Origin of the sequence: Acinetobacter venetianus RAG-1 = CIP 110063, from assembly GCF_000368585.1 — a bacterium.
In the GTDB taxonomy this organism is placed as follows: Bacteria; Pseudomonadota; Gammaproteobacteria; order Pseudomonadales; family Moraxellaceae; genus Acinetobacter; species Acinetobacter venetianus.
The window spans coordinates 132,861-147,913 of the sequence record NZ_KB849558.1; the positions used below are offsets into that span (position 1 = coordinate 132,861).

The window sequence follows — 15,053 nt, forward strand, 5'->3', positions numbered from 1 at the left end:
TTGCATTGACTGAGAAGTAATCAAAGCTGATACTCTCATGTTTTATTTAATCTAACCGGTTCGTTAGTGGTAAAGCTTAAGCTTTATACTATTATTTCGTAGCGAAATGTCATTATCACGGGATATTGCGTTGACTGCGACAAGATCAGGGCTGATACTCTCAGACCTTATTTAAGCAAACCGGTTTTAAAGGACTGGGTCAAAAGCTCGCTCCTCAAAAACTCAACCTAACACAAGGGGCTATATATGGCTGGTGGAAAGTCAAAAATCATTTACACACTGACTGATGAGGCGCCACTACTGGCGACCTATTCTCTACTGCCGATCATTGAGACCTTTACTAAGCCAGCTGGCATCGAGATTGTCAAGAGTGACATTTCTGTAGCTGCACGTGTACTTGCAGAATTCTCGGACTATTTAAGCGACGAGCAGAAAGTGACTAACAACCTTGCGGAGCTAGGTCGTCTCACGCAAGATCCAGATACAAACATCATTAAGCTTCCAAATATCAGTGCTTCTGTTGCTCAGTTGACTTCATGTATCAAAGAGCTTCAATCAAAAGGTTTTCCAATCCCTGACTATCCAGAAAACCCGACCACTGAAGAAGAGAAAGCAATCAAAGCTCGTTACGGTAAATGTCTTGGTTCAGCAGTAAACCCTGTTTTACGTGAAGGTAACTCTGATCGCCGTGCACCAACTGCTGTTAAAAATTATGCTAAGAAACACCCGCACTCAATGAGCGAGTGGAAGCAATGGTCACAAACTCACGTTTCACACATGGAAGAAGGTGACTTCTACCACGGTGAAAAATCAATGACGCTTGATCGCGCACGTAACGTAAAAATGGAACTCATCACTAAAAATGGTGAAACCATTGTGCTTAAGCCGAAAGTTGCGCTTCAAGACGGTGAAATCATTGATTCAATGTTTATGAGCAAAAAAGCACTTTGCGATTTCTATGAGAAAGAACTCGAAGATTGTCGTCAAGCTGGTATCTTGTTCTCATTACACGTTAAAGCAACCATGATGAAAGTTTCACACCCGATCGTATTCGGTCACTGTGTGAAAATTTACTACAAAGATGCTTTTGAAAAACACGGTAAGTTATTTGACGAATTAGGTATTAATGTCAATAACGGTATGGCTGGTCTCTACGAGAAAATTGAGACGCTACCTACATCACTCCGTGAAGAAATTATCGAAGATTTACACGCTTGCCAAGAACACCGTCCTGCATTAGCAATGGTAGATTCAGCAAAAGGCATCACTAACTTCCATTCGCCAAACGACATCATTGTCGATGCATCTATGCCTGCAATGATCCGTGCGGGTGGTAAAATGTGGGGTGCTGATGGTAAGCAGTACGATGCTAAAGCGGTTATGCCTGAATCAACTTTCGCACGTATTTACCAAGAAATGATCAACTTCTGTAAATGGAATGGTAACTTTGACCCACGTACCATGGGGACAGTGCCAAACGTTGGTTTGATGGCGCAAAAAGCAGAAGAATACGGTTCACACGACAAGACTTTTGAAATTTCTGAAGCAGGTGTAGCAAACATCACTGACCTAGAAACTGGCGAAGTTTTGATGTCTCAAAATGTTGAGGAAGGTGATATCTGGCGTATGTGTCAGGTGAAAGACGCACCAATCCGTGACTGGGTGAAACTTGCTGTAACGCGTGCGCGTAACTCTGGTATGCCTGCAATCTTCTGGTTAGATCCATACCGTCCACACGAAAATGAGTTGATCAAGAAAGTTGAAGAGTACTTGAAAGATCACGATACAGATGGTCTAGATATCCAAATCATGTCACAAGTTCGTGCAATGCGTTATACGCTTGAGCGTGTAGCTCGTGGTTTAGATACGATTTCTGTAACTGGTAACATCTTACGTGACTACTTAACTGATTTGTTCCCAATCATGGAACTGGGTACTTCAGCGAAAATGTTGTCTATCGTGCCGTTGATGGCTGGTGGTGGAATGTACGAAACAGGTGCGGGTGGTTCAGCACCTAAACACGTACAACAGCTGGTAGAAGAAAACCACTTGCGTTGGGATTCTTTAGGTGAGTTCCTTGCACTTGCTGTTTCTTTAGAAGAGCTTGGTATCAAAGAAGATAATAACCGCGCTAAATTGCTTGCTACAACATTAGATCAAGCAACTGGTAAACTTCTTGATAATGACAAGTCTCCATCACGCCGTACAGGCGAGTTGGATAACCGTGGTAGCCACTTCTACTTAGCAATGTACTGGGCTGAAGCTTTGGCTGCTCAAGACGAAGATGCTGAGTTAAAAGCTAAATTTGCGCCTCTTGCAAAAGCATTGGCTGAAAATGAACAGAAAATTGTTGCTGAGCTTGCTCAAGTACAAGGTAATGCTGCGGACATCGGTGGTTACTATGCAGTAGATACTGCAAAAGTAAATGCTGTAATGCGTCCAAGTGCTACGCTTAATGCTGCGCTTGAAACAATTTAAGTGTGAATACCGAACTAACAAGCTTGTTAGTAATGTAAAGAGACCGATGCGTAAGCATCGGTTTTTTATTTATAATATTAAATGGTTGAATTAAAATAGACCTAAAATACCAAGGAAATTAATTTAATAGGATATGACGTTGTAAAGATGAAAACTTCAAACGCTAATTAAAATTATAGAAGATTGTTTTGATGAAAATAATGGTTGAAAGAAAGAGTTGGAATGAAATCTTAATAAGTTGTACTTTGCTTGTAATTACTTATGGTATCTTGGCAATGCAAGTTGATATTTATCATAAAAACTTTAATTACAAATGGACTGAGAAATTTATTCATGAAGATTCTTCATTTAAGATATATAGTTCTTATAAAGTAAAAAGGAAAAGCTTTTTTAAGAATTATTATTTAAAAATATATAAAGGAGATCAACTTTTTTATACAGATGAATGTGCCTTATCTTTAGAAAATTACTGTAAATCTATAATTGAAAGTGGAGGCCTACCAATTCAAAATTTAAAATATAAGGAAGGCATAGGGGGATCTAATCAAGATGTTATTTATTATATTCAGTCTTTTGAGATAATAAATAATGGGGAAAATAAAAAAATTGATTATTCTTTGGTAGATACTAGTCCTAAAAAGGGAAATAATATTTTTTTTATAATCATTGCTCTCTTATTATGTTTGGCTGCACATATTTGGATTATAAGAAAATGGCTTTTAACGAGGAAAAAGGATTTTGCTGAAGTGAATCAATTGGAATATTGGATAGTTAAAATTGGATTGCCATTGAGTATGGTTGCGGCTTTCATCTTGTTTTTTAATAAATTTCAGCCTATTTAAGGTTTAAACATAAAGATTTGGAAAAATAAATATGTTATTAAGGAGCTATTTTATAGCTCCTTAATACTTTAAAAGATATTAACGACCATTACGGCTGCGACCGCGTGGTGCTTTGGTATTTGGACGCGTTGTACCATTGGTCTTACGACGTGGTTTTTCGCTCTCATCCATTTGCCAAATACGCTTAGTACCTGACTTTTTCTTTTCACCACCGTTAGCATCGCCATCTTTCTTCTTCTGATGCATTGGCTTACCGCCAGTACCACCCGGTTTTTTCACATAAGAACGAGAGCGATAAGGCTTATCTTCAGGCACATCTTTAAAATCAGGATATAGCAAAGGTTCGATTTCGGTTTGCTCGCCCGGTTGCAAACCCATACGAACTAAATCAATAGAACCAATCTTAGTACGAATCAAACGCAAAGTAGGAAAACCAACAGCAGCTGTCATACGACGAACTTGACGATTACGACCTTCACAGATTTGCAGCTCAATCCAACTCGTCGGAATATTCGCACGGTAACGAACAGGTGGATCACGCTCCCATAACCATTCAGGTGCATCAACTTTGATCGCTTTTGCAGGTAAAGTCATGCCATCAGCAAGTTCAACGCCTTTACGAAGTTGCTCAAGTGCTTCTTCAGTTACATCACCATCAACTTGAGCGAGATAAGTTTTAAATTTCTTATTCACTGGGTTGGTAATGTATTGATTTAAACCGCCGTGATCAGTAAGAAACATCAGACCTTCTGAGTCAAGATCTAATCGACCTGCGAGACGTAAATCTGGGTCGTGAATAAAATGAGCAAGCGTGAGATGAGCCTCATCCTCACGGAACTGCGACAATACGTCGAAAGGTTTGTTAAATACGACTATTTTCATATAAATATACTACTTGGGTTTTAGGCGGCATCACAAAAGTAACGGTTTTTATTTATAGGGAAAATGTTGTTATTTCCCGTATAAATCGCAAACAACCTTTGTTTTGAACTAAACTGTTTCATGTAATAAAAAACGAAAGTATGCCATAGAAGGCATGTATAAATTCGCTAAATACATGAGGGAGAACCTGCAAAATGGGTTATCAGAAGATCGTGGTTCCTGCAGATGGTGACAAAATCACAGTGAATGCAGACCTGTCACTGAATGTTCCAAATCATCCAATCATTCCTTTCATTGAAGGTGATGGTATTGGTGTGGATATTACACCAGCAATGAAAGCAGTAGTAGATGCTGCAGTTTTAAAAGCTTACGGTGGCAAACGTTCGATCGAATGGATGGAAGTTTACTGCGGTGAAAAAGCCGATAAAATTTATGGCACATACATGCCAGAAGAAACATTTGAAGCTCTACGTGAGTTTATTATATCAATTAAAGGCCCATTAACCACACCTGTTGGTGGTGGTATTCGCTCATTGAATGTCGCATTACGCCAAGAATTAGATTTATATGTATGTGTTCGTCCTGTGCGCTGGTTTGAAGGTGTACCATCACCAGTACAACATCCTGAGTTAACTGACATGGTAATTTTCCGTGAGAACTCAGAAGATATCTATGCTGGGATTGAATGGAAGGCCGACTCTCCAGAAGCCAAAAAAGTCATTAAATTCCTACAAGAGGAAATGGGTGTAACCAAAATCCGCTTCCCAGAGGGTTGTGGTATTGGAATCAAACCTGTTTCCAAAGAAGGTACTCAGCGTTTGGTACGCAAAGCTATTCAGTTCGCAATTGATAATGACAAACCTTCTGTGACGCTTGTTCACAAGGGCAATATCATGAAATACACCGAAGGCGCATTCAAAGAATGGGGCTATGAATTGGCTCTTGAGCGTTTTGGTGGTGAGTTATTAGATGGTGGTCCTTGGGTAAAAATTAGAAATCCAAAAACAGGCAAAGACATCATTATCAAAGATGTGATTGCAGATGCTTTCTTGCAACAAATTTTGATGCGACCTGCTGACTATTCTGTGATTGCGACATTAAACCTTAATGGTGATTATATTTCCGATGCACTTGCTGCTGAGGTTGGGGGAATTGGCATTGCGCCGGGTGCAAATATTGGTGGTGCAATTGCGGTTTACGAAGCAACTCACGGTACAGCTCCGAAATATGCAGGACAGGATAAAGTCAATCCGGGGTCGATTATTTTGTCAGCTGAAATGATGTTACGTGATATGGGCTGGGTAGAAGCTGCTGATTTGATTATCACAGGGGTTTCTGGTGCAATCTCCGCTCGTACTGTGACTTATGACTTTGAGCGTCTAATGCCAAATGCAACTTTGTTACGTTGTTCAGAGTTTGGTCGAGCGATCATTGAGCATATGGAAGATTAACTTTTATTGAGTTAAGAAAAAAGAGCGGTATGATCCGCTCTTTTTTATTTTCAGCTAAGAATTCCTGTCGTAATTTTTAGCCTACTATTTCAGTGGTTGTTAGTTTAGAAAAAGGATCTACATTTGGATCATTATTCCAAATATATTCAGCTTCTTCTACACATAACTGCGCAACTTTTTCACCTTGAGTCTCGTGGATAAATGCAAGGGTCATATCCATTCCCGCACTCACACCTGAAGATGTATAAAATTTTCCATCAACTACCCAACGTGCTCGTGCTTGCCATAACACTTTGTCATTTAACTTTTTGACGAGTTCAAAGGCCATTTTATTCGAAGTGGCTTTGATTCCATCAAGAATACCTGTCGCAGCAAGCAGTGAGCTACCCGTACAAATACTCAGCACAGAGCCACTTTGTGAAGCTAAAGTTTTTAGCTCATCTAGGAATGCTTGATTTTTAATCAGTTCAAAAGTGACGATACCCCCTGGTACGACTAAAATACTTTGGCTATTGATTTCCATTGCCTCAAAAGCTTGAGTCTGAATTGTGACCCCATGTTTATTGGAAATTAAACCGCCATTTAGACTATAGAATTGCACTTGATAATAGGTTTGCAGTAAGCCAAAGAGTTCAACAGGCCCCATAATATCGAGCGTCTCAAAGTCATCAAATACGATAGCATTCACTGGAATAGGCACTTTATTTCTCACAGATTTAATCTGCATAACACCATAAAGAGCTGCCTATTTTTCTGTGTGAATAACTGTATGGCTTATTTTTATTTATGCTAAATCATTGGACTTTTGAGCTGATCTGATAGCAAGCGATGCCTGAATTTAGAGGATTTTTTGAACATCCGAGTGACCAAGTATTTAAAAAATAGGTGTATCGAAAATTTAGAAAAAACTGTATCTATGATTTATCTACCAAACGTTCAAAATAACTGAAAATCAGAGAAGGTGCTGTGCCATGAAAATGTATCAAGTTGATGCTTTTACTAAAGAATTATTCAAAGGAAATCCAGCGGCAGTTTTTGTGATGGATGAATGGTTAGATGAACAGCTGATGCAAAATATTGCCATGGAAAACAATCTATCAGAAACAGCTTTTGTGAAAACGCTTGATGAGAGCAACTATGAGATTCGTTGGTTCTCTCCAACGGATGAAGTTGCATTTTGCGGTCATGCAACTTTAGCCAGTGCTTTTGTTCTTTTTAAGGATTTTACCACGGCGAAAACAATTCAATTTCATGTACGTGAATTGGGGATTTTTATTGTTAGCCAAGATGCAGATGGCAAAATAAAAATGAACTTTCCGATTCGTAAAGCTGAATTAGTTTCTGAGTATCCACAAGCGTTACGTGACGGGTTAACCAAGCCGTTTAAAGCAGTTTATCGAAATGCTCAAGCTTATATTGTTGAGTATGAAACAGTGCAAGATGTATTGGACGAGCGACCTAACTTGGAAAAACTCAAATTATTGGGACAAGTCCGTACAGCGATTACGGCATCTCAGCCAGATGTTGCAATTACAGCAAGAGGAGAAGGGCAGTTTGATTGTGTATCTCGTTATTTTGCGCCAGCAATTGGGATTGATGAAGACCCTGTAACGGGTTCAATCCACACTGCGATTGTACCTCTTTGGGCTGAAAAATTAGATCAGACAAGATTAATTGCTTTACAAGCTTCTAAACGTGGTGGGATTTTAGAATGTGTTATCGCATCTGAAGATCGTATTGAAATCTCAGGTTATGCACGTCTGTATATGCAAGCGGAACTTGCACTTTAAGTTTTTAACTAAATCAATATAAAAACAAAGAAAAAAGCTGTTTAAATAAGCAGCTTTTTTCAAAACATAACTATTAAAGATGCGAATCATTCTCTACTATAGTCTGTCATTTTTATTTAAATCACCAAAAATAATTGGATAATCTATGTTAATGCGGTTTAAGCAGCTTACTTTCTCTCTTTGTTTAATCGGGTTGAGTGCAGCGTCTTGGTCTCAGACGGTGCTCGTAAAAAGTGAAAAAAATATTGAGGAATATAAATTAGATAATGGTTTTAGAGTTATTCTTGCGCCAAACGATAAAGAAAATAAAGTTTATGTAAATACCGTTTATTTAACAGGCTCATTAAATGATCCAAAAGGTAAAGGTGGTCTGGCTCATTTACTTGAACATTTGGCATTTAAAGGCACACAAAATGTTAAAGGTGAAGAGTTCCAGCGCCGTTTAGATCAATACACATTAATGACCAATGCCAGTACGGATTATTATTCGACTAAGTACTTAAATATTGTTCGCCCTGAAAAAAATGCATTGAATGAAATTCTATACCTTGAGTCTGAGCGTATGGATAAATTGGTGTTGCAAGAAAAGTTCGTTCCTTCTGAAATTGAAATCGTAAAACGTGAACGTGAAATCCGTATGGATCAACCTTTTGCTGTTTTATTAGATCAGATGTGGAAAGCCGCTTATGGCAATCAATATTTAGGTCGTTTGCCGATTGGTGATTTACCAGAGTTAAAATCTATAAAAATGAATGAGCTGAATCAGTTTTATAGAACATGGTATGCACCAAATAATGCAGTGATGGTGATTTCAGGAAAATTTGATAAGGCTGAAGTTTTAAGCAAAATCGACCAATACTTCAGTCCGATTGCTGCTCGTCCTGTACCTGCACCAGTGCAAGTGCCAGTCTTAGATTCAAGTAAAATTGAACAACGTCAGTTTACCGTTCAAAAGGGCAGTGACTTAGCCAAATTCCATATTTACATGAATGGAAAAAATACAGCATTACAACCAACTTTAGCCCTCGCACCTGCACTATATACAATGCAACCAAGTGGAGTGCTGTATAAGAGTATGGTTGAAACGGGTATAAGCACAGCTGTGCAATCGACAACATGGCTAGATCAAGATTTTAATGTTGTGTTTATGGGGGCAATTTACGCACCAAATCATGATGCTAAAAAGGTTGATGAATCTCTAAAGGTCGGGGTTGAAAATAGCCAACCATTTACTGAAGCTGAATTGCAACGTATTAAAAATATTACCCAAAACTCTGCTGATACTATTATGAATGATGCGGTGGCTTTAGGTTCTCGTTTAAGTGATTATGCTATTTCATCTCATGGTCAATGGGATCAATATTTTAAAGATTTACAAGCAGTTCAAGATTTAAAACTTGATGATGCGAATAAAACACTAAAACAGTTTTTAGTGTCATCACATCGTATTTCAGGCGACATATTACCTACGCCTGAAGATCAAAAGAAAGCGATGACTTTAAAAGCAGAGGATAAACCAAAAACTTTGGATCAAACTGCTGAAAAGCCTGAACCAATGAAAGATCCAAGCGTTTATAAACAAGAGGTTGCTCAGTTTGTAGCCCAGTCTGCACAAGAATTGCAAAAGAATGAGCAGAAGATCAAACGCGGTGAGTTAAAAAATGGGATTCGTTATGCTTTGTTCCCAACATCGACTCGTGATGATAAAACCTATGCGACGATTAGCTTAGATTTCGGTAACGAAAAATCATTGTTTGGCAAAGGTGTTACTTTAGATTTAACCAGCTATTTAATGCTGCGTGGTTCTGAGAAGCATACCTTGCAGGAAATTACTGATAAAGCCATTGCTGCAAGTGGTGGTGCATCAGTCAGTTCAAACGGCAATGGTTTTACGATCGTTGTTCAAGCGAAGAAAGATAAATTTGAGGATTTCTTAAACTTCATTATTGATGTCATTAAGCAACCAAAATTCTCGCAAACGGAATTTGACCTAGCAAAAAATCAAAGCTTGTCTGTTTTAGATCGACCATATACTGAACCTGCGGTAGTAGCTTCAATGACACTCTCTAAAATTCTAGAGATTTATCAGCCGGGCGATTTACGTTATCACTTTGAACCTGAACTTGCGAAAAAAGAAATCAGTAATTCGACTCAAGCTCAAGTGAAACAATTCTATGATCAGTTCTTTGTTACTGATCATGCTCAGATTGCTGTGACAGGTGATTTTGATGCGAAGAAAATGCAAAAAACGTTGCAGAAAGCTTTTGGTTCTTGGAAATCAAAACAACCTTATGAAAAGGTAACTGGGCAATATACCGTCTATAAAGCACAGAAAGTTCATGCACTTTCTGAACAGCGTGAGTTTGGTAGTTATCAAAGTATTTTGGCACTTCCTGTAGGTTCATATCATCAAGATGCACCAGCATTGATCGTACTCAGCCATATTCTAGGTAATTCGCAATTGTCTTCTCGTTTAGCGCAAGAGTTACGTGAGAAGAATGCATTAGTTTACGGTTTTGGTAGCGGCTTAGACTTAGATCCAGATGTGAATGATGGTACGCTAAGTATTACGGCAAACTATACTTCTGGTCGTTCTGATCAAGTTTCTCAATCTGTACATAAAGTGTTGAATGAGCTTTTGAGTAAAGGTGTGACTGAACAAGAAGTCGAAGCTGCAAAAGCAGACATCATGAAAAAACGTGTGACTTCTTTGGAAGATGAACGAAATATTCATGGGATGCTCACTGGTCAATTAGAGCGTAATAAAACGCTACTTGATCGTGCTACTCGAGATCAAGCACTTGCTAAATTAACCAAAGCAGATGTAGATGCGGTGATTAAAAAATACATCAAGTTAGATCATTTCGTTGAGGTGATGGCTGATCAATATGGACAGGCTCAAAACTCTCAATAATTTATTGAATATAGTGGGTTAGCTTTAGCCCGCAACCTTACTTAGATGCAAGTAGATAGATCATTTCTTTCTGCTTGCATTTTATTATGCGTACAATCAATTGTTATGATGTTGATCATTATAAATAGAGGAACAAATCATGCTTTGGGCTGTGATCGCGGTCATTCTCGGATTGGTATTATTAGTTTGGAGCGCAGACAAGTTTATTGATGGCGCTTCAGCAACGGCAAGTCATTTTGGTATGCCACCATTATTGGTTGGTATGGTGATTGTTGGTTTCGGGACGTCTGCACCTGAAATTGTTGTTTCTGTGATGGCTGCGATAGATGGCAATCCAGGACTGGCATTAGGCAATGCTTATGGCTCCAATATCGCAAATATTGCATTAATACTTGGTGTTACTGTTCTAATTCAACCGATCATGGTGCATTCCGCTGTCGTGCGTAAAGAACTTCCTCTGTTATTGCTTGTGACAGGTATTTGTATTTTCCAGATCTTTGATGGTGTGCTTAGTCGAAATGATGCCATTATTATGCTGTTGATGCTTGTTCTATATATGGGCTGGACGATTTGGCAAGGAATGAGAAACCAAAGTGATGTATTAAGTCATGAGTTTGATCACCAATTACAAGAGAAAGAAGTTCCTTTAAAAACATCAATATTTCAGTTGATTTTTGGTCTGATTGTCTTAGTGATTAGTTCGCGACTATTGGTTTGGGGAGCCGTGGAAATCGCTCAAGCTTTTGGTGTGAGCGAGCTGATTATTGGCTTAACCGTTGTTGCTGTTGGTACATCCTTACCTGAGTTGGCATCTTCTATTGCAGCGGCCCGAAAAGGAGAGCTTGATATTGCGATTGGCAATGTGATCGGCTCAAATATGTTTAATACACTTGCTGTGGTTGGGCTTGCTGGCGTAATTCATCCTACGATAGTGCCACCAGAAGTCTTACAGCGCGATATGGTTGTCATGGGCACACTGACATTGAGCTTGTTACTTTTCACGTTGAGCTTTAAAGGGCAAGGACGGATTGGACGCGTTAAAGGTAGTATCTGGCTAGTTAGTTTTGTTGCATACACTTGTTATTTGATTAATACTGCATTTTAAATGAAAAAAGGCATTGAAATATTCAATGCCTTTTTCTTATTGAGGAATGAAATAGTCATTCCCGAATATTCGAATTAGTGATCATGCTTATGTGCGTGGAAGTCTTCGTTTTTACGGAAGCGAAGATAGTTTTCAAATTGTTCGCAATATTCATCAAAATTATCTTCTAACATCATTTGGAATTGTTGGAGTAAATAAGACATCACTTGTTCTTTCGCTTCACGCATTTCTTCGCCATCTTTAAAGTTATTGGCAGCAACCCACGTATTAAAACGAGCAGTGGCGAATAACATAGCCGCGCTAACTTGACCACGTAATTCTTCTGGCTTTGCTTGTTGACCTTTCGGTGGGCGACAGAAATCATTTGCTTGCTTGATAAACTCATCCGCACGCTCAAAAAACACCGCATTTAAAGCTTCTTCTTCCGTTACATCAGTGGCATTAATTTTTTGAGACATGGTAATTCCAAACAACAAATAAGACACATTATTATAGACAAAGCCTTGTCGAAACTAAACCTTTGCCTTAATCTAAAATAGCCTAAGCAATTCGGATCAAGATGATGCAAGATGCGATCGCCATTCAAAGTCTAAAAACAGATATTGCCTTACTTCGTCAACATATTTATCCACCACAATACTTGCAGCATGTCGAAGGTTTGCCAATTTATTATGGATTGAAAGAAGAAGTTGAAGAATATTATCGTCAATGGCAGCCTTTGATCGAAAGAGCACAGCAGTTGTGTCAGCCATTTATGGAAGATGAAGCTGTGAAAGCGATTCATCTACCAAGCCATTTGAATTTGCCTTTATTCTTCTTTCATGTAGATCGAATTCGTATTAATAAAACGAGAGCTAAAGAGTCAAAGACCTTTCGTGGTGTGGCTGCTTTGGTGGAGAAATGCGGGCAGTTTGACACGGATCAAATCTTTGCGATGCAGGAATGGTTGGGAAGTGATGACACGGCAGCTTTAGTCGCCCATCGTGAATTTATTGATTTAAGAACTTATGTGTTTCAGCATGGACAAAGTGAATATACACGAACACGTTTTTATATGAATGGCGTGATTCTGAGTGTTGAGCCACATTTTAAATTAGTAGATGCACGGGATAAGCCACGTAAGCAACGTAATGATAGTTATAGTGATCCGATTGCAGATAATGGGATTTGGAAAATTTTTGGAAAGTATCGGTAAATGATTTAATTGAGTATTTTACTCGCAAATATGAGTGTCGGGAGCGTCATCTACAACCTGAGCAAGCCAAAGCGATTAAAGCTTTGGCACAGCGCAAGACAAACGAAGTGCGTAGTTCATGCTCAAGCAAGCTTTCACCTTGCGGTACGGCAAAGATTATTAATCTTTGCTATTCGTACCTCAGGTTTTGTAGATCTTACGTTGCTATAACCGCAACTCAGGTTTTACCTACTTTTCCCGAAATGAGAAACAACGTTTCGCAAGGTAGGTCTCCGAAGGTATCTTCTGAAATTGAATGAAAAGTCGGCATGACTCCGATATGAAATAAACTTAGAAAATGAAAATTTATTACCAAAAAGCGTCTTGAATAGATAGAGTTTTCAGCTTTTTATCTGCTTTCTTTGCAACATGCGGTTGTTGCGCTTTGACCCAACCTAATGCAAATAGAAATTTTGGTTGTCCTACTGCCTGTTGCTCAAAGATTTTTTCAGCAACATAAAGATCATTATAAAAACCTAAATATTCCTGAATCGGTTCAAGTTTATCTAAAAACGGTTGGATATTTTTCTCAGGATAAAGACCTGCAATAAAGTCGATGCAGTAACGCAATTGTTTAACACGTTTGCGAGTACGGTGTTGCTGCTCAACAGGAAGATCCAGAAACTGAGCCGAGTCTTTTAGAATTTTGGCGTACAATTGAGATAAGCTTTTTGCCGCCTGTTTAGATAGTTTGGCTTTATGTTCATTTTCACTATACACAAAGTTTAATAGTGATAAAAATAACTGCGTTGTTTTGGGATGACTAAACTGTTGGGCAATGTTATTTGGCTGATTAGTGATCAGCCCAAATTCAAAATGAGACACCTGTTGAACCAAAGGGATGACAGCGTCTTTGATTGCATCAAAATCACGAGATTGTCCTAGAGCTTGAAAAATTTCAGCTAATTGGCTTTCCCATGTTGGATCAATTTGTGTCGACCAATTGGAAAAATGTTTCAAAGCTGAACGCAAACGGCGTAATCCAACACGCGCTTGATGAACATGAGGGGCTTCTGCTACACCATCTGCAATCGCAGCTGTATTAGGCAGAATATGGTTCAAGGTATTTTCAACAATCTGTTTTATTGCTTGTTCGGCACTGGCATTTGATTCTAAATTTAACGATTTAGCTTTGGTGGCAGGAGAAACTTTTTTGCCAATAGCCAATAAATTACCGCGTTCTGCTTTGCTTCTTACATCGAGCCATAACTGATATTTTTCTACCCAAGTTTTAGAGAAAAGAATTAAATCTTGAGCAGAACCTTGTTTCAGTTCAAATTCTACCTCACAGATTTTTGCTTGATCGGTAGGTGTACGGATTTCTCCGTCATCTAAGCAGACTTCTATTTTTGAGTTTTCAAATTCAAATACATGAAAGCTTCTTTGTACATCAGTTTGAAACTGCAAGATTAATTCTGGAGCATTATTACCCAAAATATCACGTAGGACACTTTGAACAGTTTGGTTATGTTTATAAAGAGATAGATCGAGTTCAGGTTCTTCTGCGCATTTACCCAAGAAAATATCTTCTTCGATACGCTGTAAATGATTTTTGCTCGCCGCTTTAAATGTCTGTACCCAATGTTCACCTTCTTGACGTAGACGAATCGCAACGTAGTTTTTCGCAAGTAGGCGGTCTGCTGTATCGTAATACTTAGCTTGTAAACGAATTTTCTGTGCTTTTTGCTTATTTAAAGTTTGTAAGACATTTTTTTTCTTAGATTCAGGAAGTTGAAATTTTAACTCTATTTCCATGATGTAATGACTCCTGATCAATGAGACTGATAAATATAAAAATGAGTATAACCTGTTGATCTTAACAATCATTGTAAAGTTGTTTTAAGTTGGAAAAGGATGGTATGCAATGACTTTATTTTGAACAAAAAATGCATTAACGTGTGCTAAGCCTTAGAAGATTAGGATGATCATAAAATGAATGCGCCAGCAAATTTACCTCAGCCAGTGGAATTCTCTTTGCCTATTAAAAACTACAATGAGTTTTACCGTTTTTATTTAACTGAGCATCGAAATATTACGAGCCGCCGTTTGCATGTGGTAGGCAGTTCGATCGGTTTGTATTTCTGGAGTAAAGCAATCCGCCAACGCAAGGCAAAATATTTGGCTTATGGTTTATTATCTGGTTACGCTTGTGCATGGGTGGGGCATTTCTTCTTTGAACATAATAAGCCAGCAAGTTTCAAGCAACCTTTATATAGTTTTATTTCAGATTGGCGTATGTTGTCAGATGTTGTACGTGGTCGATTGAGTCTGGTTGATCGTCAGTTTGATAAGATTGATAGCTAATTATCTTTGTAAGGCTTTGTTGCACAAAGGCTTGAAATGCACAGCTGCCCCTA

12 protein-coding genes are annotated in these 15,053 nt (G+C 38.5%); 8 read left to right on the forward strand and 4 right to left on the reverse strand.

Annotated elements, in window-relative coordinates; all coding sequences use genetic code 11:
- Positions 1 to 246 precede the first annotated feature (246 nt).
- Together F959_RS06085 and F959_RS06090 are read left to right on the forward strand one after the other, a co-directional pair.
- Entirely contained in the window at positions 247 to 2,478 is a 2,232-nt protein-coding gene (locus tag F959_RS06085; protein ID WP_004878395.1) for an NADP-dependent isocitrate dehydrogenase, read from the forward strand.
- 191 nt (positions 2,479 to 2,669) lie between these two features.
- The gene (locus tag F959_RS06090; RefSeq protein ID WP_004878396.1) at positions 2,670 to 3,320 is read left to right on the forward strand and encodes a hypothetical protein; all 651 of its coding nucleotides are present in this window, start codon (positions 2,670 to 2,672) and stop codon (positions 3,318 to 3,320) included.
- A gap of 78 nt (positions 3,321 to 3,398) precedes the next feature.
- Here F959_RS06090 and F959_RS06095 read toward each other — a convergent pair whose 3' ends face one another.
- Positions 3,399 to 4,202: an rRNA large subunit pseudouridine synthase E gene (locus tag F959_RS06095; protein WP_004878397.1), complete on the reverse strand. Its 804-nt coding sequence runs from the start codon at positions 4,200 to 4,202 to the stop codon at positions 3,399 to 3,401.
- A gap of 194 nt (positions 4,203 to 4,396) precedes the next feature.
- On the opposite strand from F959_RS06095, the gene icd reads away from it, so the two are divergent.
- Positions 4,397 to 5,653 (forward strand): NADP-dependent isocitrate dehydrogenase, encoded by a 1,257-nt coding sequence (gene icd / locus F959_RS06100; RefSeq protein WP_004878398.1) that lies wholly within the window; start codon positions 4,397 to 4,399, stop codon positions 5,651 to 5,653.
- Between the two features lie 76 nt (positions 5,654 to 5,729).
- Here the strand turns inward: icd and F959_RS06105 are convergent, their stop codons facing one another.
- Complete coding sequence (locus F959_RS06105) at positions 5,730 to 6,380, reverse strand: DJ-1/PfpI family protein (RefSeq protein ID WP_004878399.1); 651 nt, start codon at positions 6,378 to 6,380, stop codon at positions 5,730 to 5,732.
- Positions 6,381 to 6,624: 244 nt separating this feature from the next.
- Here F959_RS06105 and F959_RS06110 point away from each other — a divergent pair, with 244 nt between their 5' ends.
- The 3 genes from F959_RS06110 to F959_RS06120 all read left to right on the forward strand — a co-directional run bounded on the left by F959_RS06110 (position 6,625) and on the right by F959_RS06120 (position 11,462).
- Positions 6,625 to 7,443 (forward strand): PhzF family phenazine biosynthesis protein, encoded by an 819-nt coding sequence (locus F959_RS06110; protein WP_004878400.1) that lies wholly within the window; start codon positions 6,625 to 6,627, stop codon positions 7,441 to 7,443.
- Positions 7,444 to 7,588: 145 nt separating this feature from the next.
- Positions 7,589 to 10,357, forward strand: a complete 2,769-nt coding sequence (locus F959_RS06115) for a M16 family metallopeptidase (RefSeq protein ID WP_004878401.1) — start codon at positions 7,589 to 7,591, stop codon at positions 10,355 to 10,357.
- A 139-nt stretch (positions 10,358 to 10,496) separates the two neighbouring features.
- Positions 10,497 to 11,462, forward strand: a complete 966-nt coding sequence (locus F959_RS06120) for a calcium/sodium antiporter (protein WP_004878402.1) — start codon at positions 10,497 to 10,499, stop codon at positions 11,460 to 11,462.
- Positions 11,463 to 11,536: 74 nt separating this feature from the next.
- Here the strand turns inward: F959_RS06120 and F959_RS06125 are convergent, their stop codons facing one another.
- The gene (locus F959_RS06125) at positions 11,537 to 11,920 is read right to left on the reverse strand and encodes a DUF3144 domain-containing protein (RefSeq protein ID WP_004878403.1); all 384 of its coding nucleotides are present in this window, start codon (positions 11,918 to 11,920) and stop codon (positions 11,537 to 11,539) included.
- A gap of 104 nt (positions 11,921 to 12,024) precedes the next feature.
- Here F959_RS06125 and F959_RS06130 point away from each other — a divergent pair, with 104 nt between their 5' ends.
- Complete coding sequence (locus tag F959_RS06130) at positions 12,025 to 12,657, forward strand: hypothetical protein (protein ID WP_029424852.1); 633 nt, start codon at positions 12,025 to 12,027, stop codon at positions 12,655 to 12,657.
- Positions 12,658 to 13,005: 348 nt separating this feature from the next.
- Here F959_RS06130 and F959_RS06135 read toward each other — a convergent pair whose 3' ends face one another.
- The gene (locus F959_RS06135) at positions 13,006 to 14,451 is read right to left on the reverse strand and encodes a CYTH and CHAD domain-containing protein (RefSeq protein WP_004878405.1); all 1,446 of its coding nucleotides are present in this window, start codon (positions 14,449 to 14,451) and stop codon (positions 13,006 to 13,008) included.
- A gap of 177 nt (positions 14,452 to 14,628) precedes the next feature.
- Between F959_RS06135 and F959_RS06140 the strand changes: the two genes are divergently transcribed.
- Positions 14,629 to 15,000, forward strand: coding sequence for an Mpo1-like protein (locus F959_RS06140; RefSeq protein ID WP_004878406.1), 372 nt, complete (start codon positions 14,629 to 14,631; stop codon positions 14,998 to 15,000).
- Positions 15,001 to 15,053: the final 53 nt, after the last annotated feature.